Origin of the sequence: Mesorhizobium sp. Mes31, assembly GCF_024519675.1 — a bacterium.
Taxonomy (GTDB): domain Bacteria; phylum Pseudomonadota; class Alphaproteobacteria; order Rhizobiales; family Rhizobiaceae; genus Mesorhizobium.
This window is the reverse complement of the sequence record NZ_JALJRL010000004.1, coordinates 144,089-168,027: the sequence shown is the minus strand read 5'-3', so window position 1 is coordinate 168,027 and position 23,939 is coordinate 144,089. Positions and strand designations below refer to the sequence as shown.

General features: G+C 63.1%; 22 protein-coding genes. 14 read left to right on the top strand and 8 right to left on the bottom strand.

Annotated elements, in window-relative coordinates; all coding sequences use genetic code 11:
* Window positions 1-11 precede the first annotated feature (11 nt).
* Window positions 12-3,539, top strand: a complete 3,528-nt coding sequence (dnaE, locus tag NR193_RS08600) for a DNA polymerase III subunit alpha (protein WP_256750443.1) — start codon at window positions 12-14, stop codon at window positions 3,537-3,539.
* A gap of 61 nt (window positions 3,540-3,600) precedes the next feature.
* Complete coding sequence (locus NR193_RS08595) at window positions 3,601-4,386, top strand: potassium channel family protein (RefSeq protein WP_375162697.1); 786 nt, start codon at window positions 3,601-3,603, stop codon at window positions 4,384-4,386.
* A 17-nt stretch (window positions 4,387-4,403) separates the two neighbouring features.
* On the opposite strand, the gene NR193_RS08590 is transcribed toward NR193_RS08595, so the two are convergent.
* Window positions 4,404-5,285: a DMT family transporter gene (locus NR193_RS08590; RefSeq protein WP_256750441.1), complete on the bottom strand. Its 882-nt coding sequence runs from the start codon at window positions 5,283-5,285 to the stop codon at window positions 4,404-4,406.
* A 173-nt stretch (window positions 5,286-5,458) separates the two neighbouring features.
* On the opposite strand from NR193_RS08590, the gene NR193_RS08585 reads away from it, so the two are divergent.
* The gene (locus tag NR193_RS08585; protein ID WP_256750440.1) at window positions 5,459-5,965 is read left to right on the top strand and encodes a hypothetical protein; all 507 of its coding nucleotides are present in this window, start codon (window positions 5,459-5,461) and stop codon (window positions 5,963-5,965) included.
* Window positions 5,966-5,971: 6 nt separating this feature from the next.
* On the opposite strand, the gene NR193_RS08580 is transcribed toward NR193_RS08585, so the two are convergent.
* Entirely contained in the window at window positions 5,972-7,300 is a 1,329-nt protein-coding gene (locus NR193_RS08580) for a DNA polymerase IV (RefSeq protein WP_256750439.1), read from the bottom strand.
* Between the two features lie 65 nt (window positions 7,301-7,365).
* Here NR193_RS08580 and NR193_RS08575 point away from each other — a divergent pair, with 65 nt between their 5' ends.
* The gene (locus NR193_RS08575; protein WP_091575163.1) at window positions 7,366-7,941 is read left to right on the top strand and encodes a GNAT family N-acetyltransferase; all 576 of its coding nucleotides are present in this window, start codon (window positions 7,366-7,368) and stop codon (window positions 7,939-7,941) included.
* An 85-nt stretch (window positions 7,942-8,026) separates the two neighbouring features.
* On the top strand, window positions 8,027-9,565 hold the full coding sequence (locus NR193_RS08570; RefSeq protein WP_256750438.1) for a hypothetical protein: 1,539 nt from the start codon (window positions 8,027-8,029) through the stop codon (window positions 9,563-9,565).
* 10 nt (window positions 9,566-9,575) lie between these two features.
* On the opposite strand, the gene NR193_RS08565 is transcribed toward NR193_RS08570, so the two are convergent.
* Window positions 9,576-10,229, bottom strand: coding sequence for a DUF2608 domain-containing protein (locus NR193_RS08565; RefSeq protein ID WP_256750437.1), 654 nt, complete (start codon window positions 10,227-10,229; stop codon window positions 9,576-9,578).
* Window positions 10,226-10,525, bottom strand: a complete 300-nt coding sequence (locus NR193_RS08560; protein ID WP_256750436.1) for a DUF3572 domain-containing protein — start codon at window positions 10,523-10,525, stop codon at window positions 10,226-10,228. Before NR193_RS08560 ends, NR193_RS08565 begins: the two co-directional genes overlap by 4 nt.
* Window positions 10,526-10,727: 202 nt before the next feature.
* Here NR193_RS08560 and NR193_RS08555 point away from each other — a divergent pair, with 202 nt between their 5' ends.
* The 9 genes from NR193_RS08555 (at window position 10,728) to NR193_RS08515 (ending at window position 20,940) form a co-directional block, all read left to right on the top strand.
* Complete coding sequence (locus NR193_RS08555; protein ID WP_306280002.1) at window positions 10,728-11,144, top strand: response regulator; 417 nt, start codon at window positions 10,728-10,730, stop codon at window positions 11,142-11,144.
* Between the two features lie 33 nt (window positions 11,145-11,177).
* A complete protein-coding gene (locus NR193_RS08550; RefSeq protein WP_256750435.1) occupies window positions 11,178-12,551 on the top strand; it encodes a PleD family two-component system response regulator in 1,374 nt (457 codons plus the stop codon).
* Between the two features lie 564 nt (window positions 12,552-13,115).
* A complete protein-coding gene (locus NR193_RS08545; protein ID WP_256750434.1) occupies window positions 13,116-14,606 on the top strand; it encodes an FAD-dependent monooxygenase in 1,491 nt (496 codons plus the stop codon).
* Between the two features lie 82 nt (window positions 14,607-14,688).
* The gene (locus NR193_RS08540) at window positions 14,689-15,423 is read left to right on the top strand and encodes a FadR/GntR family transcriptional regulator (protein ID WP_256750433.1); all 735 of its coding nucleotides are present in this window, start codon (window positions 14,689-14,691) and stop codon (window positions 15,421-15,423) included.
* On the top strand, window positions 15,420-16,607 hold the full coding sequence (locus NR193_RS08535; RefSeq protein ID WP_256750432.1) for a PLP-dependent transferase: 1,188 nt from the start codon (window positions 15,420-15,422) through the stop codon (window positions 16,605-16,607). The genes NR193_RS08540 and NR193_RS08535 overlap by 4 nt, the downstream gene beginning before the upstream one ends.
* 29 nt (window positions 16,608-16,636) lie before the next feature.
* Window positions 16,637-17,914 (top strand): sugar ABC transporter substrate-binding protein, encoded by a 1,278-nt coding sequence (locus NR193_RS08530; protein WP_256750431.1) that lies wholly within the window; start codon window positions 16,637-16,639, stop codon window positions 17,912-17,914.
* Between the two features lie 182 nt (window positions 17,915-18,096).
* On the top strand, window positions 18,097-19,020 hold the full coding sequence (locus NR193_RS08525) for a carbohydrate ABC transporter permease (protein WP_256750430.1): 924 nt from the start codon (window positions 18,097-18,099) through the stop codon (window positions 19,018-19,020).
* Complete coding sequence (locus NR193_RS08520) at window positions 19,020-19,868, top strand: carbohydrate ABC transporter permease (protein WP_256750429.1); 849 nt, start codon at window positions 19,020-19,022, stop codon at window positions 19,866-19,868. The genes NR193_RS08525 and NR193_RS08520 overlap by 1 nt, the downstream gene beginning before the upstream one ends.
* A 4-nt stretch (window positions 19,869-19,872) precedes the next feature.
* The gene (locus tag NR193_RS08515) at window positions 19,873-20,940 is read left to right on the top strand and encodes an ABC transporter ATP-binding protein (protein WP_256750428.1); all 1,068 of its coding nucleotides are present in this window, start codon (window positions 19,873-19,875) and stop codon (window positions 20,938-20,940) included.
* Between the two features lie 95 nt (window positions 20,941-21,035).
* Here NR193_RS08515 and rpmG read toward each other — a convergent pair whose 3' ends face one another.
* The 4 genes from rpmG to NR193_RS08495 all read right to left on the bottom strand — a co-directional run bounded on the left by rpmG (window position 21,036) and on the right by NR193_RS08495 (window position 23,854).
* Window positions 21,036-21,203 carry a 50S ribosomal protein L33 gene (gene rpmG / locus NR193_RS08510; RefSeq protein ID WP_006201775.1) on the bottom strand — a complete coding sequence of 56 codons (168 nt, stop codon included), beginning with the start codon at window positions 21,201-21,203 and terminating at the stop codon, window positions 21,036-21,038.
* A gap of 155 nt (window positions 21,204-21,358) precedes the next feature.
* Complete coding sequence (locus tag NR193_RS08505) at window positions 21,359-21,805, bottom strand: hypothetical protein (RefSeq protein WP_256750427.1); 447 nt, start codon at window positions 21,803-21,805, stop codon at window positions 21,359-21,361.
* 114 nt (window positions 21,806-21,919) lie between these two features.
* Window positions 21,920-23,098: an MFS transporter gene (locus NR193_RS08500; protein ID WP_256750426.1), complete on the bottom strand. Its 1,179-nt coding sequence runs from the start codon at window positions 23,096-23,098 to the stop codon at window positions 21,920-21,922.
* Window positions 23,099-23,113: 15 nt separating this feature from the next.
* Window positions 23,114-23,854: an NUDIX domain-containing protein gene (locus NR193_RS08495; RefSeq protein ID WP_256750425.1), complete on the bottom strand. Its 741-nt coding sequence runs from the start codon at window positions 23,852-23,854 to the stop codon at window positions 23,114-23,116.
* Window positions 23,855-23,939: the final 85 nt, after the last annotated feature.

Below are 23,939 nucleotides of genomic sequence, written 5' to 3'. Positions count from 1 at the left end.
GTACGAAAACCATGGCGGATGACAGACTTCCACGCGATCCCCTGAAGCGCGAAGCCGCAATAGCGGCTGCGCGGCCAGAGGCGCCGGCGCGGCCCTTCATCCATCTGCGCGTGCATTCGGCCTATTCGCTGCTGGAAGGTGCCTTGCAGATTGGCAAGGTGGTGGCTCACGCGGTGAAGGACGAGGCGCCGGCGATTGCCGTCACCGACACCAACAATCTGTTCGGCGCGCTGGAGTTCGCGCAGAAGGCCGTGAAGGACGGTATCCAGCCGATCATCGGCTGCCAGGTCGCGCTCGCCTTTTCCGGCGAGAACAGCGACGGACAGCGCGACCGCAGACGGCAAGGTCCGGAGATGCGGCCGGTGGTCCTGATCGCCGCGACCGAGGCCGGCTATTCCAATCTGGTCAGGCTGGTCAGCCGGGTTTACCTCGAAACGCCACCCGGCGAGGCGGTGCATCTGACCACTGAAATGATGGAAGGCCATTGTGACGGGCTGATCTGCCTCAGCGGCGGGCCGCGCGGCCCGATCGGAATCGCGCTCAAGGAAGATCGCCGCGATCTTGCCGAGGCACGGCTTTTGACCCTCAAGACGATGTTCGGCGATCGGCTCTATGTCGAACTGGATCGGGTTTCGGGTTACGATCGAATGATCGAGAAATCCTCGATCGATCTCGCCTATGCCCATGAATTGCCGCTTGTCGCCACCAACGAGGCGTTCTTCTCGGCGCGCGACGATTACGAGGCGCATGACGCGCTGATCGCCATCGCCGAGGGCTCGGTCGTCGCCGCCGACAACCGCCGCCGGCTGTCGCCAGACAATTTCCTGCGCAGCCAGGCCGATATGGCCAGGCTGTTCGCCGACCTGCCGGAAGCGATCGACAACACGGTCGAGATCGCGCTGCGCTGTTCCTATTATCCGAAGAACCGCAATCCGATCCTGCCGCGCTTTACCGGCGGTGATGTCGCCGATGCCGATGCCGCGGTGAAAGCGGAAGCCGACGAACTGGCCCGCCAGGCGCATGAAGGGCTGGAAGCACGGCTCGCCGCGCATGGCCCCACTCCGGGGTATACGATCGAGCAGTATCGCGAGAGGCTGAATTTCGAGCTCGGCATCATCGAGAAGATGAAATTCCCCGGCTACTTCCTGATCGTTGCCGACTTCATCAAATGGGCAAAGGCGCAAGGGATCCCGGTCGGGCCCGGCCGCGGCTCGGGTGCGGGGTCGCTGGTCGCCTATTCGACGACCATCACCGATATCGATCCGCTGCGCTTCTCCCTTCTGTTCGAACGTTTTCTCAATCCGGACCGCGTGTCGATGCCCGACTTCGACATCGACTTCTGCCAGGATCGCCGCGAGGAGGTGATCCGCTACGTTCAGCAGAAGTATGGTCGCGACCAGGTCGGCCAGATCATCACCTTTGGTACGCTGCAGGCCCGCGCGGTGCTGCGCGACGTCGGCCGCGTCCTGCAGATGCCCTATGGCCAGGTCGACAAGCTCTCCAAGATGGTGCCGCAGAACCCGGCCAATCCGGTCAAGCTCGCCGACGCCATCGCCAACGAACCGCGCTTCGCCGAAGAGGCCGAGAAGGAGCCGATCGTCCAGACGCTGCTCGACATGGCGCAGAAGCTGGAAGGCCTCTATCGCCATGCTTCGACACACGCCGCAGGCATCGTCATCGGCGACAGGCCGCTGTCGGAACTGGTGCCGATGTACCGCGATCCGCGCTCGGACATGCCGGTCACCCAGTTCAACATGAAATATGTCGAGCAGGCCGGGCTGGTGAAGTTCGACTTCCTCGGCCTGAAGACGCTGACGGTGCTGGAGACAGCGGTCAAATTGATCCGCCGCCGCGGCATCGAGATCGATCTGGCCACGATACCGCTCGACGATCCCGAAACCTACGCCATGCTGTCGCGCGGCGAGGTGGTCGGCGTGTTCCAGGTGGAAAGTGCGGGCATGCGCAAGGCGCTGATCGGAATGCGGCCCGACTGCATCGAGGACATCATCGCGCTGGTGGCGTTGTACCGGCCGGGGCCGATGGAGAACATCCCGACCTACAACGCCAGAAAGCATGGCGAGGAGGAGATGGCGTCGATCCATCCCAAGATCGACCATCTGGTGAAGGAGACGCAAGGCGTCATCGTCTACCAGGAACAGGTGATGCAGATCGCGCAGGAGCTTTCCGGCTATTCGCTCGGCGAAGCCGATCTTCTGCGCCGCGCCATGGGCAAGAAGATCCGCGCCGAGATGGACAAGCAGCGCGAGCGCTTCGTCTCGGGCGCGGTCGAGCGCGGCGTCGGCAAGCCGCAAGCCGACTTCATTTTCGACCTGCTGGCCAAGTTCGCCGACTATGGTTTCAACAAGTCGCACGCCGCCGCCTACGCTGTGGTCTCGTACCAGACCGCCTACCTCAAGGCGCACTATCCGGTCGAGTTCCTGGCGGCGTCGATGACGCTCGACATGGGCAACACCGACAAGCTCGCCGATTTTCGCCAGGACGCGCTGCGCCTCGGCATCGAGGTTCTGGCACCGTCGGTGATGACGAGCTTCCGCGCTTTCGAGGTGGGCGAGAACCGCATCTACTATTCGCTGGCGGCACTCAAGGGCGTCGGCGACGCGGCGGTCGAGCACATCGTTGCCCAGCGTGGCGAAAAACCGTTCAAGAACCTTGCCGATTTCTGCGAGCGGGTCGATCCCAAGATCGTCGGCAAGCGTGTCTTCGAAAGCCTGATCATGGCCGGCGCGCTCGACTGCTTCGGCCACGACCGCGCTTCCATGATGGCAGGCGTCGAGCGCATGATGGGGCTGGCATCGCTGGCGCAACAGAACGCGGTGTCCGGCCAGCATGACATCTTTGGCGCCTCGCTCGGCGCCCAGTCGCAGGCGCTCAATCTGCCGGCGACGGACCCGTGGCTCGCCGCCGACCGGCTGCACCGCGAATTCCAGGTGGTCGGCTTCTACCTGTCCGCCCACCCGCTCGACGAGTACAAGGCGGCGCTGCAGAAGATGCGGGTGCAGAGCTGGGCGGAGTTCTCGGCCGCCGTCAAGCGGGGCGCCGCCGCCGGGCGTCTGGCCGGCACCGTCACCACCAAGCAGGAGCGCAAGACGCGCACCGGCAACAAGATGGGCGTCGTGGCCTTTTCCGATACGTCCGGCCAGTATGAAGCCGTGCTGTTTTCGGAAGGGTTGGCGCAATATCGCGACCTGCTCGAGCCCGGCCGTTCCGTCGTCATCACCGTTGCGGCCGAAGACAGGCCGGAAGGCGTCAACCTGCGCATCCAGACCGTGCAATCGCTGGAGGACGAGGCAAGCCGTATCCAGAAGGCGTTGCGCATTTTCGTGCGCAGCGCGGCTCCGATCAACACGCTGGCCGGCCAGCTTGCCGTCAGGGGCGAAGGCCAGGTGAGCTTCGTGCTGATCAAGGAAGAAGGCGAGGGGGAAATCGAGATCGAACTGCCGAACCGCTACCGGATTTCGCCGCAGATCGCCTCGGCGATGCGCGCGGTGCCCGGCGTGGTCGAAGTGGAACTGGTGTGATCACCAGTCTTTCCGGCAAGCGGACATTCACCGGGCGGCTCTTGCCGCACTCGCCATGAAGATGCCTGACAGGGATGGTTCGGTGACGGCGCGCCTGCGCGATACGCTGCGCAGGCTCTATCACGGGCGTACGCCCGGCGCTTTTCGGTTCCAGCTGGTGGCCATCATCATCGATCTTGCCATCATCGCTTTCTTCATCGCGACGCCCGTCATCCAGCAATCCACCTCGTTTCTCTGGCTTGACTATGCGGTCGCCGCCCTCGTCGCCGCCGACATGATTGCAAGGCTGCTTGCCTCCAACGACATGCTGCGGCTGATGAAACAGCCGACGTCATGGGTCGATGTCTTCATTCTCCTGACCCTGCTGATGCCGACGGCTCTCGCCAATCTCGGCTTTCTGCGCATCCTGCGGCTGTGGTCGCTGTCGCGCAGCGGTTCGCTTTGGCGGCATTTCGAGATGCGTGGCCTGAGACCCTGGCGCGAAGCAAGTCACGCCGTCATCAACCTGTTGACCTTCCTGTTCGTCATCACCGGCTTCGTTTACACCTTCTTCTTCCGCGCCGGCGCCGGCCTCGAAAACTATATCGACGCGCTTTATTTCACGGTCGCCACGGTGACGACGACCGGCTTTGGCGACATCGTGTTGCCGGGCATTGCCGGCAAGCTGACCGCGATCGTCACCATGATCATCGGCATATCGCTGTTCGTCAGGCTGGCGCAGGCGATCTTCCGTCCGGCCAAGGTGTTCTTTCCCTGTCCGCAGTGCGGGTTGCAACGGCACGAGCCGGACGCGGTGCACTGCAAGGCCTTTGGGCATGTTCTCAACATACCCGACGACGGAAGCTGACCGACGGCGGCTCTAGTCTAGGATGCCGCTACTTCCGCTGGTTTTGCCGATTTCCGCTGCAGATTGAGCAGGTTGCCCATGAGGATCAGCAATGCGCCGGCGGCGGTGAAGGCGTCGATCTGCTCCTGATAGAGCAGCCAGCCGATCAGCGCCGACAGCGGCACGCGAAGGAAATCCATCGGCGAAATGACGGTGGCGTCGGCATAGCCAAGCGCGCGGGCCATGCAGAAATGCGACGACATGCCGCTGAAGGCGATCAGCAGGATCCATGGCCACAGCTCCGGCGGCGGGTTGCGCCACGCATAGAGCGCCGGCACGAGGCCGACCACCGACTGGATGATCAGCATCCAGAAGATGATGCGCACGACGCTGTCCGTCCGCGTCAGCGATTTGACCATGACCACCGAGATGCCGAAGCAGACCGCGGCGCCAAGCACGACCAGATGTCCCGGATCGACCGAACCGACTCCGGGGCGAACGATGATCACCACGCCGATCAGCCCCAGCACGATCGCCGCAAGCTTTGGGCGAGACAGCCTTTCACCAAGGAAGCTGACCGCCAGGAGGGCCGTCCAGATCGGCGTCGTGAACTCGATCGAGATCAGCACGGCCAGCGGGATCAGCGTCAGGGCGTAAAGCCAGGCCGCCTGGCCTGTATAGTGGATAACGTTGCGGGCAATATGGGCGACGGGGCGCTGCGTGCGCATTGCCGCAAAGCCGCCGCTCATCATCACCAGCGGCAGAAGGATGAAAAAGCCGATCACCGAGCGCAGTTCCAGCACCTGGAAGACGTTGAGCTCGGCTGTCGTGGCGCGGCCGGCGACCGACATCGCCAGGAACGAGGCAATCGACAGCGCCATCCAGAACGCGGCCTTGGGGATGGAGGGGGTGGGTACCATGCCCGCTATGTCGCAGGCCGGAGCTCCTGCCGCAATCGCTAGCGGTTGCATTCTTCTGGGCCAGCCAGGTTCTGGGCCACCCAGCGTTGCTGACGGAACCTGACACGGCAAGGGGCGTTGAGTCCGATATTCGCCCGTGCTTTGCGGAACAACGCCGACAAGGAGAGCTTTCCATGAGACCATTCACGCAATTCGCACTTGCGAGCTGCCTGCTGGTTGCCGCGGGCGCGGCCCATGCCGACGAGGCCAAATTTCTCCAGTCGTTCCAGGGGAATTTCGCCGGCAAGGGCACAGTCCAGGTAACCACCGACGTCCCGAACGTTGGTGTATCTTGCAACTTCAAGTCGAATGCGACATCAACCTCGCTCTCGCTGGACGGCAGTTGCCGGGGTCTCGTCGTGCTGACGCGGGCCATCAGCGCCAACTTGAAGGTCACAGCTGCGAAATACAGCGGCGTCTATGTCGGGTCTCGCACCGGGCCGGCACAGCTGAACGGCAGCCGCTCGGGCAATGCGATCAATCTCGGCATCCGCTGGGCCAAGGAGGTCAACGGTGATCGCAAGGCGCGGATGACGGTCGAGAAGAGAGGCGAGAACGGCATCCGGCTGACGGTCACCGACACCGACCCGAAAACCGGCAAGAGCGTGGTGACGAGCCGGATAGACCTGCAGCGCACCTGACGAGGTTCACTCCTCGAGCGGCTCCGGCGGGTGGGCGTCGCGGCCCTTGCCGAACGTATAGCCGGTTTCCACCGCCTTGCGGCCGAACTTGTCGCGCAAGGCATCGATGGCGCCTTCCGCCATGGCGCGCTTGCGCGCCTGGACGTCGACCAGGTCGGGCGGGTCGGCCTTGTCGTCGTCGGAGAGGTCGCTGACGCCGATGCCGAGCAGCCGAAATTTCGTGCCATCCGTTTCCTTACGCAGAAGCTCGACTCCGGTCTGAAAGATGCGGTCGGCGAGCCGGGTCGGGTCGCCAAGCTGGCGGTTGCGTGTGCGCAGCTTGAAATCCTGGGTCTTCAGCTTCAGCACCACGGTGCGCCCGGCAATGCCGGATTTCTTCAGCCGTGCCGAGACTTTCTCCGAAAGCCCTCTCAGCACAGCGACAAGCTCATCCAATGAAGCGATGTCGGTGTCGAAAGTGGTTTCGGCCGACACGCTCTTGGCATCCTGGTCGGGATCGACGCGGCGGACGTCCTCGCCGCGCGAAAGGCGATAGAGCCGGTCGCCCATCGTGCCGTAGCGGCGCATCAGATCGGCACGATCCATCTGCTGCAACTGGCCGATGGTGCGGATGCCGTCACGCTCCAGCGTGGCGTTGAACGCCTTGCCGACCCCCCAGATCATGGTCACCGGCTGTGTCGCCAGGAAGCCGACCGCCTCTGCCTCGCCAATGACCGAGAAGCCGCGCGGCTTGCGGAAGTCCGACGCTATCTTGGCGAGGAACTTGCAGTAGGACAGACCGGCCGAAACGGTGATGCCGATCTCCCTCTCGACAGCCAGCGCGAACCGCGCCAGCACCACCGCCGGCGGCAGTCCGTGCAGCCGTTCGGTGCCGGCAAGGTCGAGAAACGCCTCGTCGATCGACAGCGGCTCGACCAGCGGCGTGAGCGCTTGCATCATGGCGCGCACCTCGCGGCCGACGCGCACGTATTTTTCCATGTTCGGGCTGATCACGACCGCCTCGGGACAGGCTTCGAGCGCCTTGAACATCGGCATTGCCGAGCGCACACCCTGGATGCGGGCGATGTAGCAGGCGGTGGAGACGACGCCACGCTTGCCGCCGCCGATGATCAGCGGCTTGTCCTTCAGCGCCGGGTTGTCGCGCTTTTCGATCGCCGCGTAGAAAGCATCGCAGTCGATGTGGGCGAGATGCAGCCGGTAAAGCTCCGGATGGCGCGCCAGCCTGGGGCTGCCGCAGCGCTCGCAACGCCTGACGTCGCCGCGCTGAAAAGTCAGGCAGTCGCGGCAAAAACCGTGATCGGGATTGTTGACAGGGGCCGCCATCGCTGCGAACATAAAGAGAACAGAAGCAATGGTACGACAGTGCAAGGCCAGCGACAAGGCTGGCCTGGGGAGAACGCATGAGCACGACCATAGCGCCGCTGGCGCCCGAACTTTGGGCGGATTTCGAGGACCTCTTCGGCAAGCAGGGTGCCTGCTATGGCTGCTGGTGCACGCATTTCCGGCTGGCGCCGGCGGTGCGCCGCGAGAGCAGCCGCGAGCGCAACAAGGACCACATCAAGGCGCGCATCGAGGCCGGCCCGCCGCCTGGCCTGCTGGCTTTCGAGGACGGCAAGGCGGTCGGCTGGATGCAGATCGGGCCGCGCGCCGACGTGCCCGAATGGAACAATCAGGGCAGGGGCTCGGCGCCGGTCGATCCCGCCGACGCCACGGATCCGGCCGTCTGGGCGATCTCCTGCTTCTTCATCCGCACCAGGGCGCGCGGCAGGGGCATCACGCACCGCCTCGTCGAAGGCGGCATCGACTTCGCCCGCGAGAATGGTGCGCGGCTGGTCGAGGCTTGCCCGATAGACCTGTCCCGGGATTCGCGTTCGATAGGGCTGTTCGTCGGCTCGTCACGGGTCTTCGAGAAGGCCGGGTTCGAGAGGCTCGTGGAACGCAAGGCAGGCCGGCCATTGATGCGGCTGGTGTTGTAAGAGAGAACCTCGTCTTGCGATTGCAACAGTATTTTTCTACCAGAGAAGCAATTTTGTCTATTCGGGATAAAGGGGGAGAGTCGAAGTGAAATGTGTTTTTCCATTTGTTCTGGTTCTTGCCGTCAGCGCGCCTGCCTGGGGTCAGACTGTCGACAGCCAGGGTGCAAAGCAGCTGTCCGATGATCTGTCCCGCTATGTCGGCAAGCAGGCGATCAACGAGGGCATTCTGAAGGTTTTGGTCGTAGGCGATGCCTACGAGATCACCTTCGATTTGAAGGCGATTGCGGCGGGGTTGCCGAAGCAGGATCTGCCGAAGTTCGATTTCCCGCCTTACACGCTGGTGGTCAAACCGCGCGGCGACGGCAGTTGGGACGTCTCCTCGGATTTTTCGACCAGCGGTTCATTCGAGGTGGGTAATCCGGACGGCCAGGCAAGCGCGCAGATCGCCATCAAGGATGGCAAGTTCACGGGCGTCTATGACCCCAAGCTGGCGGCATTTACCAGCGGCGCCAGCTCAATGGCGGGCATGACGATGACGTCGCGCATGCCCAGGCAAGTAACGGATTTTAGCGTCGGCTCAGGCTCGTCCAAATTCAGCGCACGCGAGTCGGCGAAAGGCGGCGTCGACCTCAACCTGACACAGGCGGTGGCCGACTTCGGCGAGACGGTCAAGATCGACGACAGGGCTGTTGGAGCGATAAAGGCGTCGGATCTCGCCGTGGATGTGACGGCCAAAGCCATTCGGACAAAGCCGTTTCTGGATCTCTTGGCATTCGCCGTGGCCCATGAAGACCAAGACCGCGTGAAAGCCGATCAAGCGGAGCTCAAAGCACTTCTGCTCGCTGCGCTACCGCTGTGGGAACGAATAGATGGAACCTACACATTCAAGAAGTTGGCCATTGAAACATACGCCGGCGATTTCGGCGCGACGCAATTGAGCACCGCATTCGGGGCTGATGGCATCGAACAGAACGGTAAGCTCGACTATGCGATCAAGGCCTCCGGCTTGACCTTCCCCCAGATATTTCCTGGCTGGACCGCTACGCTGCTGCCCACCGACATCGACCTCAACTTCGGCGGCGCCAACATCGATCTCGACAGCATGGCCAAGAAGGCGATCGAAGCCTTTGATCTCAATCGGGATCCGCCGCTTTCGGCCGAGTTCGGCGACCAGCTCAAAGCAGACTTCATGGCCAAGACGCCGAAGGTCGTCATCGGTCACAGCACGGTGAAGAACAAGGACATGGAAATCGCGCTGGAAGGCGAGATGACGTTCCCTGGTCAGGCGCCCGAGATGAAGCCTGATGCAAATCTGACCGTCGATGTCGCCGGTTTCGACAAGGTCGTCGCCAATCTGCAGGAGGCGGCGAAGTCAGAACCGGAAGTGGGGCAATACGTGCCTGCCGCCCTGATGGTGAAGGGTTTTGCCAAGACGCTGCCGGACGGCCGTCTGGAATGGGTCGTCAACACCAAGGCCGACGGTTCGGTCACCGTCAACGGCGTCATGCTGAAGCCTGCCGATCCAGCCGTAGGGGACAGCGTCGACGATGGTGACAGCGGAGACGATAGTGGCAACGATGGCGGCGACGACAATGGCGGGGCAGGGGCGAAACTGAACCCTTGAAGGCCGGAATTTAGAGCCCCAGCGCGCCCGCGATCTTCGGCGCGGCTTCATGCCAGTCCTGGACGACGACGATGTCGTCCGGCACCGGGGGCAGGAACGCGCGCAGCGAATTGTCGGCCATCAGATGGAACAGATGCGCGTCCGCAACCGAGTCGCGCGCCGACAGGAGATTGTGCGGCTGGTCGTCGACGAAGGCTATGCGCCGGCCCTTGGCGCCGCGCAGCTTGGCCAGCGCCGGGCCCTTGGCCATTTCGGTGGTCAGGAGCGGGTAGTTCAGGCCGAGCGCATCCAGGTGGGCGCGGCGGGTGGAGCGATGCCTGTGGGGCATGGCGGTCAGCAAGATGATCTCGGCCCGGTCGCCCAGACCTGCCAGCGCGTCCGCGGCGCCGTCGGTCATGCTCTGCCAGTCGGCCTGTGCATCGAAGAATTCGCCGAGAAGCGCGGTTACCTCCGCCTGTTCGATCAGCCGGCCACTTTCCGTTTCGGCGATATTGCCGGTCAGCCGGAACGAGGCCAGAGTCAGGCCAAAGCCGCGCGATTTGAGGAAGTGCGGGAACGGGCGGATGAATTCGAGCACGACGTCGTCGACGTCGAGCACCAGCAGTGGCCGGTCGTCGGCAGCCAGTTCCTCGATCTGTCGCGCCGTTTCGGGATCATCGCTCATATGGAATGCTCGTGGTTGTCGTCGCCCAGCGGCAATGCGCGCAAAGCCTTGCCGACGGAGGCTGGCGGCGTGCCGGTTTCCTCCGCAAAGCGCATCAGGGTCGGCTCATGGGCGAGAATGAACTGCAGAACACCGGCCAGGAATCCCGGCTCGCTGGCGGCCTTGCGGATCGAATGCGCCTCTATGCCGGTGATCGCCAGAAAACGCGGCAACAGCTCCGGATCGGAGGCGACAAAGCCCAGGGCCTTCACGGCAATGTTTTCCGCTTCTTCGCGCATTGACGCTGCGTTTGCCATCACTACCTTCGGTGTGTGGAATGAGTCTCTCCCGCAGTAATGGCAAGAGTGGCTTGCGGCAAGCCATTACCGGCGTGGCGCGTCCTTTGGATGCGCAGGGGTCGAGGTGGAATTCGCGCTGTTTGTCAGCCGCAGGTTTCCGTTTCGTCAATCATATTGCCGTAGAGTGAAGCAGGGTTTGGTGCGTTCCGAGACAGAGCGCATGACGGCCACTTTCGAGCGGAAGGACGGCCGGGACGGGATATCGATGCCTAAGAAGGTGATGATCGTCGAGGACAATGAGCTCAATATGAAGCTCTTTCGGGACCTCATCGAAGCAAGCGGTTACGAGACCGTGCGCACCCGCAACGGTCTGGAAGCGCTCGATCTGGCGCGCCAGCACCGGCCGGATCTCATCCTGATGGATATTCAGTTGCCCGAAGTGTCGGGACTGGAGGTGACCAAATGGCTGAAGGAGGACGACGAGCTGCACGTCATCCCGGTTATCGCGGTGACCGCCTTCGCGATGAAGGGCGACGAGGAACGCATCCGCCAGGGTGGCTGCGAGGCCTATATTTCCAAGCCGATCTCGGTGCCGCGTTTCATCGAGACCATCAAATCCTATCTGGGCGATGCCTGATGTGCCCTTTCAGCCGAGCCGGAGCCTTGTGAAATGACTGCGCGGATCCTCGTCGTCGACGACATCCCTGCCAATGTGAGGCTGCTGGAAGTCCGGCTGCTGGCCGAATATTTCGAAGTGCTGACCGCCACCAACGGGCCGGATGCGATCGAGACCTGCGAGAACGGCAAGGTCGATGTCGTGCTGCTCGACGTGATGATGCCCGACATGGACGGGTTCGAGGTCTGCCGGCGGCTGAAGAGCGATCCGGCGACGTCGCACATTCCGGTGGTGATGATCACCGCGCTCGACCAGGTCTCCGACCGCGTGCGCGGGCTCGAGGCCGGTGCCGACGATTTCCTGACCAAGCCGGTCAATGACCTGCAACTGATGACGCGCGTCAAGAGCCTGGTCCGGCTGAAGTCGCTGACCGACGAGTTGCGGCTGCGTGCCTCGACCACGCGCAACATCGGCATCGAAGAGCTGCTGAGCCGCAATTTCGCGTCGGAAGACACCACGCCGAAAGTGCTTTTGATCGACGAGCGCAAATCATCCGTCGAGCGCATCCAGAAGATGCTGCGCGACCGCGCGGACCTCGACATTGCCAGCGATCCGCATGCCGGTTTCTTCCAGGCCGCCGAGACTCCCTATGAATGCGTGATGATCTCGACCGCCTTTGCCGATTTTGACCCGCTCAGGCTTTGCTCGCAGTTGCGCTCGCTCGACCGCACCCGCTTCATGCCGATCATCCTGCTGGCGGAAGAGGGCGAGGAGGAGCGCATCATCCGTGGCCTCGAACTCGGCATCAATGACTATCTGATGCGGCCGATCGACCAGCAGGAGCTGACGGCGCGGCTGCGCACCCAGGTGCGCCGCAAACGCTACAATGACCAGTTGCGCGCCAGCGTCACCCAGACTATCGAAATGGCGGTAACCGACGGCCTGACCGGGCTGCACAACCGTCGTTACCTCGACAGCCATCTGCAGACGCTGTTCGACCGCGCCGTGGCGCGACGCCGGCCGCTGTCGGTGATGATCACCGACCTCGACCGCTTCAAGGCGATCAACGACACGTACGGCCATGACGGTGGCGACGAGGTGTTGCGGGAATTCGCGCGGCGGCTGCGCAAGAATGTCCGCGGCATCGACCTTGCCTGCCGTTTCGGCGGCGAGGAGTTCGTCGTGGTGATGCCGGACACCGAGGGCGTAGTGGCCGAGAAGGTCGCCGAGCGCATACGCGCCGAAATCGCCCAGGCGCCTTTTGCGATCGGTCCGGATGGCAAGACGATCGAAGTTACCGTCAGCGTCGGCGTGTCGTCCGTGCTGAAGGGGGTGGACACGGTGGCGGCGCTGATGAAGCGCGCCGACCTGGCGCTCTACGAAGCCAAGAGCGGTGGCCGCAACCGCGTCGTCGCCAAGGCGGCGTGACGACCAGCCCCGATTATCCAGTCAACCCGACAGGGTTACCCATTTACCTTAATCCAAGCGATTCGCGAGCCTTGGTTAAGAAACTGTTGATTTTCATAAGCTCTTGCGCAAATGTGCTGGCCATAGACGCAAGCGACGCCGGCACGAGGGTAGGCAGCCGGCTCGATCCCAAGAATACCCCATGATGCTCAGGTCCGCCGCATCTCCTGGGTCCGTGGGGTCGGCCGGCCGGCGCTGGCACATAGTGGCCTCCTCGTACCGCTGCCAAACGCCGACCGGCCCCCTTTTCTTCAAATCAAGACGTAAGGATTCCGTACCAAGCCCCGAAAGAAGCGGGGCTTTTGGCGTGCGCGAAATCTAATAGCGTTTCACCGGATTGTGGCGGCTTCAGCCGCAAATGGCGCGCCGCCACTTCGCAAGAGGCGGTTTTTCGCTGCCGCTCATCAAGGGAGGGTGAGCAGCTACCCTCTCCACTTCATAGATATGGCGCACAAGGGACTTGCTTCAAGGCCTGGCTCCTCCCGTAAAACCGCGGCCCATGCCAAGGAAACGGGAGTGATGAGAATGCGTGTGATGTTGCCGGCAGATGGAGTGCGTCATGCGGTGGTGATCGCGGGCGGTGGTCCGACAGGGTTGATGCTGGCGGGCGAACTTGCACTGGCGGGTGTCGACGTCGCCCTTGTCGAGCGGCGCCATAAGCAGGAACTCGTCGGCTCGCGCGCCGGTGGGCTGCACGCACGCACGATCGAGGTTCTCGATCAGCGCGGAATCGCCGACCGGTTTCTCTCGCAAGGACGGCGGTCGCAGTCCGTGGGCTTCAACATGATCCGGTTGGACGTCAGCGACTTTCCCACCCGGCACAACTATGTGCTCGGGCTGTGGCAGAACCACATCGAGCGCATCCTGGCCGACTGGGTCGGCGAACTGGGAGTGCCGATCTATCGCGGACAGGAGGTTTCTGGTTTCGCGCAAGACCATAGCGGCGTCGAGGTCGAGCTTTCTGACGGCCAAAGAGTGACAGCGGATTATCTCGTCGGCTGCGACGGGGGACGCAGCGTCATCCGCAAGGCAGCTGGCATCGATTTCGCGGGGTGGGATTCGACGATGAGCTGGATGATCGCGGAGGTTGAGATGTCGGAGGAGCCGGCATCGGGCTTTCGTAGCGACGCCTACGGTATCCATGCCATGGGCAAGACCGAGGAGGGCGGGCCGGTGCGTGTCGTGCTGACAGAACGGCAACTGAGCACTGGCGGCGAGCCGACTTTGCGCGATCTCAGCGAGGCGCTCACAGCCGTCTATGGCACCGACTACGGGGTCCACAGTCCCACATGGATCTCCCGGTTTACCGATATGACGCGCCAGGCCGCTGCCTACCGCGACGGACGCGTCCTGCTGGCCGGCGACGCCGCGCACGTCCATCCCCCGATGGGTGGACAGGGCCTCAACATCGGCGTGCAGGACGCGGTGAACCTGGGATGGAAACTGGCCCAGGTGGTCAGCCGGACAGCACCGGAAGGCCTGCTCGACAGCTACCACGCCGAGCGCCATCCGGTCGCCGCCCGCGCGTTGCGCAACACGATGGCGCAGGTTGCGCTTCGTCGTATGGACGACCGTACCAAGGCCTTGGGCGATACCGTTGCCGAGTTGCTCGGCATGGACGAGCCCCGCAAGCGAATCGCCGCGGAGATGTCCGGCCTGGGTGTCCACTACAACCTCGGGGAGGGGCACCCACTCCTTGGGCGGCGAATGCCCGACCTCGATCTGGTCACCACCAACGGCCCGTTGCGGCTGTTCAGCTTCCTGCACGACGCGCGGCCGATGTTCCTCAACCTCGGTGAACCAGGCACACTGGACATTGCGCCTTGGGCGGATCGGGTCCGGCAGATCGACGCGAGATATGCCGGTGCCTGGGAGCTTCCGGTGCTCGGGACGGTCGCCGCGCCCGAGGCCGTTTTGATCCGGCCCGATGGATATGTGGCTTGGGTTAGGGTTGGAACCCAACAGGGGCTGGCTGATGCGCTGACGACTTGGTTCGGGCCGCCGGTCGCGAATTAGCGGGCGGCCTCCTGACAACCGGTTGACAGGAGTTTCCATCTATGCAGAAATTGGTTGGACCATTGGACCACTTGGAGGATTTGTGGACCAGAACAGCCTGCCACCCATTCAGACGACGGCGCGTGATGACGCCGTGCTGAAGGCGTTGGTGGGCTTTGTCGGCGCCGAGGCCTTGCGGCCCGGCGAAAAGCTTCCGACCGAGCGTATCCTTGCCGAGCGGCTGAAGGTCAGCCGCAACACGGTGCGCGAGGCGCTGACGCGCTGGGAAGGGCTCGGTCTCGTCGAACGCCGGCAAGGCAGCGGCACCTATCTCAAGGCGGCTGTGTCACCCGACATGCTGCACATGCCGCTGACGCTGTCGGGCGGCAACGACTTCACCAGCCTGATGCAGACGCTTGAAATCCGCCGCGCCCTGGAAGCGGAGGCAGCGGCATTGTGCGCCGAGCGGGCGAGCCCGGCCGACATTGCCGAGATCGAGCGCAAGCTCGACATCATGGAGCAGGCGTTCCGCACGCGCGACGGCATGTCGGCGGAAGAAGACTGGGAATTCCACCAGGCGATCTATCGGGTCTCCGGCAATCCGCTGTTCGAACAGATCATCGCCGCCATGCACGAGCTGTTCCATCGCTTTTGGGAGCATCCACTCGGCGTGCGCGACTTCGGCCATGCCAGCTTTCCCTACCATCGCACCATTTACGATTGCATCGCTGCGCGCGATCCGCAAGGCGCGCGCGCCGAGGCGCTGAAGCTGATCGCCACCGTCGAGGACGATCTCAAGCGCGGTGCCGCCAAACTCAAACTTTCGAGCCAGACATGAACGAGCATCCATCGGGTTTCGATCACGACTACCTTGCCGAGGCGGCAACGCTGCTGGCGCATGATGAGCCGTTCCCGGGCGGCGCCGTCGTGCCGCCGATCTACCAGACCTCGCTGTTCACCTTCGCCAACTATGCCGAGATGGCCGACACTTTTGCCGGCAAGCGCAGGCAGCCGATCTATTCGCGTGGCGACAATCCGACGGTGATGGAGTTCGAGGCGCGGGTGGCGGCACTCGAGGGCGCTGAGGCCGCGCGTGGCTTTTCCAGCGGCATGGCGGCGATCAGCGCCACGGTGCTCGCCTTTGTCGGGGCGGGCGAGCGCATCGTGGCGGTGCGCAACTGCTACGGCGATGCCTACCGGCTGTTCGAGCGGCTTTTGCCGAGGCTCAACATCAAGGTCGACTATGTCGACGGTTCCGATCCGGATGCGGTCGCGGCGGCACTTCCCGGCGCCAAGCTGCTCTATCTGGAAAGCCCGACCTCGATGATGTTCGAGCTGCAGGACCTGCCGCATCTGACCCGGCTGGCCAAGGAGCAGGGCATCATCACCACGATCGACAATTCGTGGGCGACGCCGGTGTTCCAGAAGCCGATCATGCATGGCGTCGACTTGGTGCTGCACTCGGCCTCGAAATATCTCGGCGGCCACAGCGACACCGTCGCCGGCGTGGTGGCGGGTTCGGCCGCGCATATCAAGCAGATCAACGAGCAGACCTATTCCTATCTCGGTGGCAAGCTGTCGCCGTTCGAAGCCTGGCTGCTCTTGCGTGGTCTGCGCACGCTGCCGCTGCGTCTGCCACATCACATGAAGAGCGGCCTGACAATCGCCGAACGGCTGAAGGCGCATGCCAATGTCGAGCGGGTCAATCATCCCGTCTATTCGAACCACCCGGGCAAGGCGACGCTGGCCGGCTATGCCGGACTGTTCTCCTTCGAGGTGACGGACGACATCGATATCCCCGTCTTCGTCGACGCGCTGAAATATTTCCGCATCGGCGTCAGCTGGGGCGGGCATGAAAGCCTGGTCGTGCCGGCCAAGGCGTCGCTGGAGCAGACGCCGGGACTGAATTCGATGGCGCGCTTCGGCGTCAGCCCCCGAACCATCCGCTTCAATGTCGGATTGGAAAGTGTCGAAGACCTCTGGGCGGATGTCGCCCAAGCCTTCGAAAAAGCCAGAAAATAACAAGCGGGTTCAAAATGGGAGTCTTGAACATGAAAAAACTGACCGTCATGCTTGCCACCGTTGCGGGGCTGGCGATTTCCGCCGGGAGCGCGCTGGCCGATTCGACCCTCAAGATGGTCGAAGTCATCACCAGCCCGCCGCGCACCGAATTCCTGAAAAAGCAGATCGCCGAGTTCGAGGCGGCCAATCCCGGCGTCAAGGTCGAGCTGATCTCGTTGCCCTGGGGGCAGGCCTTCGAGAAATTCCTGACCATGGTGCAGGCCGGCGATACGCCCGACGTGGTCGAGATGCCGGAACGCTGGATGGGCCTCTATGCCAACAATGCCCAGCTCGAGGATCTTGGGCCCTACATGGTCAAATGGGACGATGCCAAGACACTCGGCGACCGTGCCAAGCAGTTCGGCTCGACGGTCAACAACACGCAGTACATGATCCCCTACGGCTACTATGTGAACGCGCTGTTCTGGAACAAGAAGCTGTTCAAGGAGGCCGGCCTCGACGGCCCGCCGGCGACGCTCGACGATTTCATCGCCGACTCCAAGAAGATCTCGGCCCTGCCGGGCAAATATGGCTACTGCCTGCGCGGTGGGCCGGGCGCCTTCAACGGCATGCACATGTTCATGAACATCGCCGCGGGCAAGGGTGGCTACTTCAACGAGGACGGCACCTCGACCATCAACGACGAAGGCTCGGTCAAGGGCCTGCAGATGCTGGCCGACATGTACAAGGACGGACTGGCGCCGAAGGATGCGGTGAGCTGGGGCTTCAACGAGACCGTCACCGGCTTCTATTCCGGCACCTGTGCCATGCTCAATCAGGATCCGGACGCTCTGCTCGGCATCGCCGACAAGATGAGTGCCGACGACTTTGCGGTGGCGCCGATGCCGGTCGGGCCGAGCGGCAAGTCCTATCCGACGCTGGGCTATGCCGGCTGGGCGATGTTTGCCAACTCGCAGCACAAGGACGACGCCTGGAAGCTCATGGCGACGCTGCTGTCGCCGAAGGACAATCTGGAATGGGCCAAGGAAGTCGGCGTCGTCCCGATCCACAAGGGCGCCGACCAGGATGCCCATTTCAAGACCGAGCAGTTCAAGGGATGGTTCACGGAGCTGAGCGACACCTCCAAATATGAAATGGTGACCCCGCCGACGCATCTGGAGAACCTCGGCAATTTCGTCGACCAGGTGGCGATCAAGAATTTCCAGGAAGTGCTGCTTGGCCAGAAGACGGCCAAGGACGTCGCCGACCAGTGGGCTGCCTTCCTGACCAAGGAACAGCAGGACTGGCTGGCGAAGAACAAGAAATAACGCCTTCTTCCTTCTCCCCGTTTCACGGGGAGAAGGTGGCCCGATAAGGCCGGATGAGGGGCAGGCCAAGCATTTCAAGGCTCACGCCGCCCCTCATCTGCCTGCCGGCATCTTCTCCCCGTGAACGAGGAGAAGGACGCTTGTTGCCTATCCCGATGCTTCCTGGAGCCGATCCGCAGCCAATGACCTATGCCGTGTCCGAAATACGATCCGCCGGCAAGCCGCGTCGCAAGCGGCTATCGCATGCCGCTATCGAGCCATGGCTCTATCTCAGCCCGGCGATCATCCTGCTGATCGTGGTGCTTTTGGTGCCGCTGGTCATCGGCATCAGTTATTCGTTCCGTAAGTTCTCGGCTTTCAAGTCCGAATATGTCGGGCTCGGACAGTATCAGGCGATGCTGTCGGATCAGGTGCTGGGGCAGGCGCTTGTCAATACCTTGTGGTGGACGGCGGCCAGCCTGTTTTTCCAGTTCTTCCTCGGTCTCGGCCTGGCGCTGCTGCTCGACAAGCCGTTCCCGGGCCGCAAGGTGGTGCAGGCGCTGGTGTTCCTGCCCTGGGCGGTGCCGTCCTTCCTTTCGGGCCTGACCTGGGCCTGGCTGTTCAATCCGATCATCGGGCCGCTGCCGCATTGGCTTTTCGCGCTGGGGCTGAAAGCCGAGCCGACCAACATTCTGTCCGATCCTTCAACCGCCATGTGGGGGCCGATCATCGCCAATGTCTGGTTCGGCATTCCCTTCTTCGCCATCACGCTTTTGGCGGCGCTAAAATCCATTCCATCCGAGCTGCATGAGGCGGCGGCGATCGATGGCGCTTCGCCCTGGCAGCGCTTCACCAAGGTCACGCTGCCGTTCCTGGCGCCGACCATCGCCATCACCGTCATGCTGCGCACCATCTGGATCGCCACCTTCGCCGACCTGATCTTCGTCATGACGGAGGGCGGACCGGCCGGCTCGACCAACACGGTGCCCGTCTACATCTATGTCAGCGCCTTCAAGTCGCTGGACAAGGGCTATGCCTCGGCGGTGGCCGTGCTGCTGCTTGTCCTGCTGATTGCCTATGCGATTGCGCTGATAGGCATTCGTCGCACATTAGTGAGGCACGTCTGATGATCGCAGGACGTTCAGCCTCGCAGCGCTTCTTCGGCGGCATCGGCCTCTACGCCGCCGTCGCCGCCTATGTGATTTTCGCCCTGTTTCCGATCTACTGGACGCTGAAGATCTCGGTCACGCCTGAGCGGCTTCTCTATTCCGAGGGCATCACCTTCTGGCCGTCGCAAATGACGTTGCAGAACTTCGTCACGGTGCTCGAGGCCACCGATTTCCCGCGCTATTTCCTCAACAGCGTCATCGTCTCGGTATCGACCGCGGCGCTGGTCACGATCATTGCGACGCTGGCCGGTTACGCGATGTCGCGTTTCACCTTTCGCGGCAAGGCGGCGCTGGCGCTGATGCTGCTTTTGACCCAGACCTTTCCGCTGGTGATGGTTATTCCGCCGATCTACCGCGTGATGGGGCAGATCGGTCTGATCAACAGCCTGACCGGGCTGATCATCATCTACACCGCCTTCAACACCGCCTTCGCCACCTTCCTGATGCAGTCCTTCTTCGATGGCATTCCGAAGGACCTGGAAGAGGCGGCAATGATTGACGGCTGCACACGCGCACAAGCGATGCGCAAGGTGATCGTGCCGCTGACGCTGCCGGGCATGGGGGCGACGCTGGGGTTTGTCTTCACCGCCGCCTGGAGCGAGCTTTTGTTCGCGCTGATGCTGATTTCCAGTGACGACCAGAAAACCTTTGCCGTCGGCCTGCTCACTTTCATCGGCAAGTTCGCCGTCGACTGGGGGCAGATGATGGCGGCGTCGATCCTGGCGCTGATCCCGGTCTGCATCTTCTTCGCCTTCCTGCAACGCTATCTCGTCACCGGCCTGACCGCCGGCGCCGTCAAAGGATAGATCGATGGCTTCTGTTACACTCGAAAAAGTCCGCAAGGACTATGGCGCCGTCCGCGTCCTGCACGCGGTCGACCTTGAGATCGCCGACGGCGAGTTTGTCGTCCTGGTCGGCCCTTCCGGCTGCGGCAAGTCGACCTTGCTGCGCATGATCGCGGGGCTGGAAGAGGCTTCCGGTGGCGAGATCCGTATCGGCGAGCGGCTGGTCAACGACGTCGCGCCGAAGGACCGTGACATCGCCATGGTGTTCCAGTCCTACGCGCTCTATCCGCATATGGATGTGTCGAAGAACATGGGCTTCAGCCTGCTCCTGAAGAAGGCGGAGAAGACCACGATCGATGCGAGGGTGGATGGCGCTGCCAAGCGACTCGGGCTGGACAGTTTCCTGCAACGCCTGCCACGGCAATTGTCCGGCGGCCAACGCCAGCGTGTCGCCATGGGGCGCGCCATCGTGCGCGATCCCAAGGTCTTCCTGTTCGATGAGCCGCTGTCGAACCTCGACGCCAAGCTGCGCGTCCACATGCGCGCGGAGATCAAGGCGCTTCACCAGCAACTGAAAACCACATCGGTCTATGTCACCCACGACCAGATCGAGGCGATGACCATGGCCGACCGGATCGTTGTCATGCATGACGGGATGATCCAGCAGGTCGGTGCGCCGCTCGATCTCTATGACCGGCCGGCCAACATATTCGTCGCCGGCTTTATCGGCTCACCGGGGATGAATTTCCTGCCGGCGGCGGTTCGCAACGGCGGGAAGTCAGACGCGGTGCTGGCCGACGGCCAGACACTGCGGTTGCCGGACGGCCTGCCGCTGAAGGATGGCGACGCGATAACCGTCGGCCTGAGGCCCGAGCATATCCGGCTGGCGGATGACGGCACGCTGCAAGGCGAGGTGGTGGTGGTGGAGCCACTCGGCCTGTCGACGCAGTTCTATGTCAAGCTGGCCGGCCAGCTGCTTTGCGTCTTCGCCATGGGCCGTGCCGGCGTGAGGCCCGGCGACATCGTGCGGCTGTCGGCCGATCCGGCGTCGCTGCATCTGTTCGATCCGAAAAGCGGCGATCGCATCGGCTGAGGGACTCAGCCCGGGTTGAAGGCACTTCAGCCACGGTGCAAACAAAAACGCCGCCCAACGGGCGGCGTTTTTGTCAGAGGAGGGGGAAACCCAGATTACTTGATCTTGGTTTCCTTGAATTCGACGTGCTTCTTGGCGACCGGGTCGTACTTGCGGAACGACAGCTTGTCCGTCTTGGTGCGGCTGTTCTTGCTGGTCACGTAGAAGAAACCGGTGTCGGCGGTCGACAGAAGCTTGATCTTGATGTTTGCGGCTTTGGCCATGATATCAGTCCATTAATGTTCGTGGAGTTTTGGCCGCTGGAGCACGGGCAAACACCCGGACGCGGGAAACTTGGCGCGACACATAAAGAACGCGCCCGGAAAGTCAAGCCCGGCAGAGCTCATGTGGCCCGCCGCGGCCGGCAAACGGCTTCAAATCATGCGGTTTCCGCCTCGGGCGCGGAAACCTTCTTCCAGTCTCCGGTCGTGTTCCACCAGCGATTCGGATTGGCGCGGTCGTCCATTCCCTTGGAACGGCTGGCAAGGATCGGCTGGAGCCGGATCACCGGTTCCTGGTAGGAGTGGGCCTGGAAAATCGCCTCGACCACGCGGGCGGCCAGTGCCTGGTCATCGGGCAGTTCGAACGAAACCTCCACCGTGCCCGGGCGTCGCCGCAATTCGGTTTCGGCACCGTCGAGCGGCCTGTAGCGCTCGATGCCATGCGCCGACTGATAGGCATTGCGATCATATTTGCCCATGACCAGCGGCGCTATCGCTACCACCGCATCCATGATGCGATCGACATCGGCGGCCGGCGCCTGGAAGCTCACGAGCAGGAGCAGTGTCATTCGCAACGAAGTGGTTTCAAAGCCGCTGTCGATCATGGGAGTGTCCTCAACTTCAGGTGTTTTGAGGCAACTTTATAGCCGAGGGCTGCTGACATGGTTCTGTCAGCAGCCTGTCATCGCGCCAGTGTGGAATGCGGGGGCTCGGTCGCGCTACAGGACAATCTTGCGGATCAGCCTGGCGCAGACCAGGGCTACATAGGCGGCGAAGAACAGGCCGAGCGACCAGCCGAAGCCGGACGGACCGAACGCATCCATGCCGATGCCGATCGCCTGCGGGCCGAGCACCATGCCGACGCCATAGCAGAGCACGAAGGCGGCGTTGGCGGATGCCAGTTCGTGGCCGGAAAGTTGCGAGCCGAGATGGGCAAGGCCGATCGTGTACATGGCAGCGACGACGCCGCCCCAGACGAACAGAAGTGCCGCCATCAGATGCCAGTTCTCGGCGAAGAAGGGCATGAAGATCGTGCCGGCAAGGCCGACAGTGGCGCAGGCCAGCAGCAGATAGCGGCGGTCGCTGACGCGGTCGCTGATCATGCCGATGGGGATCTGCAACAGCACATTGCCGAGACCGATCATGGTCAAGAGAAGGGCCGCGTCGGCTTCGGAATAGCCGATGCGGTTGCCGTAGACCGGGAACAGCGCAAAGCCGCCGGTTTCGACCGCGCCGAACACCAGCACCGCGGCGGTCGCCGTCGGCACCAGCCAGATGTAGCGGAGGAAGTTGCTGGTCTCACCGTCGGAGACGATCGTCGGGCTCTCGTTGCGCGCCGCCAGCACGGGTATCGCGGCCAACGTCACCAATCCGATGATGACGCCGAAAGGCCTGAAGCCGGAGCTGCCGAGATGGGCGAACAGCCACGGTCCGGCGGCAAAGCCGAGCGACAAGACAGTGGCGTAGATGCCGAGGACAAGGCCACGCCGGTGTGGCGGCGCCGAGGTGCTGATCCAGAATTCCGACAGGATGAACAGTACCGTCAGCGCGATATGCAGCACGATGCGCAGCGGGAACCACATCCAGAAATCCGGCGCGAAATGGAAGCCGACAAACGCCAGGGCGCCGGCGGCAATCATGGCGATCATGGTCCAGGCGACGCCGAAACGCATGGCGAGCGGCGTCGCCAGCGGCGCACCGGCGATCGATGCCAGGCCGGCGACGGCCGTGTTGAGGCCGATCATCGAGGCCGAATGGCCGCGCGTTTCCAGGATGACGCTGAGCAGTGGCATGCCGAGGCCGATGGCGATGCCGACGACGCTGATCGACGAGATCGCCGCCACCATCGGCAGCCAGTGTACGCGCTCGTCGCCCTGTGGTTGGGTATCGACCGTCATGGGATGCTGGACACTCTACAGAAGTTCGCGGGTGAAGCGGTTGCGGACAAGCCGGTAAAAGGGCACCGGGCCGCCCGGACGCAGCAGCGGATCATGGGCGAGCCGCTTTTCGAGCTCGTCCAGGATCATCCGGGTGATGTCGGGTATGTCAGCTTCCCTGGCCTTGGCAAGCGGCAGCCAGACCAGCTCCTCGAGTTCGTTGGTCGGACCGCCACCGGGCAGTTCGACCGCGACATCGTCGCGCCAGGCGCTGAAGAACCGCGTGTCGAAGCGGCGCACCCGGTTGGGCGGCGTGATGGCGCGCGCGACGAAGCGCAGCATGTCCAGAGAAGGCCGCACGCCGTGTTCGGCAAAGCCTTGCCAGTCGGCCCTGGCCGTGGCGAACGCGCCTTTGCGGCCGATCAGCAGCCCGGCTTCTTCATAGGTCTCGCGGATCGCCGACAAGGCGATGGCGCGGGCCCGCGCCGCGCTGGTGCGGCCGGGACCGGCGAGGAGTTTTGCTTCCTGCTCGGGGTGCAAGCCGGTGGCGATCGGGATGCGGCTGTCGGCTGGGTCGGTACGGCCGCCGGGAAAGACGAACTTGCCTGGCATGAAGGCATGGCCGGCGTGGCGGCGGCCCATCAGGACCAGCACTTCATCGCCCCTGCGGTCGAGAAGGATCAGGGTTGCCGCGTCGCGCGGGCGAATTGGCTGGTCGCTATGAGCGATCATGCTCCGCTCGATCCTGTCGACTTCCGCCTTGGTCATACCGTCCATGCGCAGGACCTAGCGGAAACTTCTGGCAAGCGAAAGTGGCCTTTCACGGTCGGTATGTTGCGCCAGCGCGCGCAGTGGAGCTTGG

Bases quoted from the DNA above. Each gene is read 5' to 3' on its own strand.
- NR193_RS08590 (WP_256750441.1), bottom strand. From the start codon at position 5,285: ATGGTACCCACCCCCTCCATCCCCAAGGCCGCGTTCTGGATGGCGCTG.
- NR193_RS08565 (WP_256750437.1), bottom strand. From the start codon at position 10,229: ATGAGCGATGATCCCGAAACGGCGCGACAGATCGAGGAACTGGCTGCC.
- NR193_RS08575 (WP_091575163.1), top strand. From the start codon at position 7,366: ATGAGCACGACCATAGCGCCGCTGGCGCCCGAACTTTGGGCGGATTTC.
- NR193_RS08525 (WP_256750430.1), top strand. From the start codon at position 18,097: ATGACCTATGCCGTGTCCGAAATACGATCCGCCGGCAAGCCGCGTCGC.
- NR193_RS08505 (WP_256750427.1), bottom strand. From the start codon at position 21,805: ATGATCGACAGCGGCTTTGAAACCACTTCGTTGCGAATGACACTGCTC.
- NR193_RS08520 (WP_256750429.1), top strand. From the start codon at position 19,020: ATGATCGCAGGACGTTCAGCCTCGCAGCGCTTCTTCGGCGGCATCGGC.
- NR193_RS08545 (WP_256750434.1), top strand. From the start codon at position 13,116: ATGCGTGTGATGTTGCCGGCAGATGGAGTGCGTCATGCGGTGGTGATC.
- NR193_RS08580 (WP_256750439.1), bottom strand. From the start codon at position 7,300: ATGTTCGCAGCGATGGCGGCCCCTGTCAACAATCCCGATCACGGTTTT.
- NR193_RS08595 (WP_375162697.1), top strand. From the start codon at position 3,601: ATGCCTGACAGGGATGGTTCGGTGACGGCGCGCCTGCGCGATACGCTG.
- NR193_RS08495 (WP_256750425.1), bottom strand. From the start codon at position 23,854: ATGGACGGTATGACCAAGGCGGAAGTCGACAGGATCGAGCGGAGCATG.
- rpmG (WP_006201775.1), bottom strand. From the start codon at position 21,203: ATGGCCAAAGCCGCAAACATCAAGATCAAGCTTCTGTCGACCGCCGAC.
- NR193_RS08555 (WP_306280002.1), top strand. From the start codon at position 10,728: ATGACGGCCACTTTCGAGCGGAAGGACGGCCGGGACGGGATATCGATG.
- NR193_RS08560 (WP_256750436.1), bottom strand. From the start codon at position 10,525: ATGGCAAACGCAGCGTCAATGCGCGAAGAAGCGGAAAACATTGCCGTG.
- NR193_RS08550 (WP_256750435.1), top strand. From the start codon at position 11,178: ATGACTGCGCGGATCCTCGTCGTCGACGACATCCCTGCCAATGTGAGG.
- NR193_RS08530 (WP_256750431.1), top strand. From the start codon at position 16,637: ATGAAAAAACTGACCGTCATGCTTGCCACCGTTGCGGGGCTGGCGATT.
- NR193_RS08515 (WP_256750428.1), top strand. From the start codon at position 19,873: ATGGCTTCTGTTACACTCGAAAAAGTCCGCAAGGACTATGGCGCCGTC.
- NR193_RS08535 (WP_256750432.1), top strand. From the start codon at position 15,420: ATGAACGAGCATCCATCGGGTTTCGATCACGACTACCTTGCCGAGGCG.
- NR193_RS08500 (WP_256750426.1), bottom strand. From the start codon at position 23,098: ATGACGGTCGATACCCAACCACAGGGCGACGAGCGCGTACACTGGCTG.
- NR193_RS08585 (WP_256750440.1), top strand. From the start codon at position 5,459: ATGAGACCATTCACGCAATTCGCACTTGCGAGCTGCCTGCTGGTTGCC.
- dnaE (WP_256750443.1), top strand. From the start codon at position 12: ATGGCGGATGACAGACTTCCACGCGATCCCCTGAAGCGCGAAGCCGCA.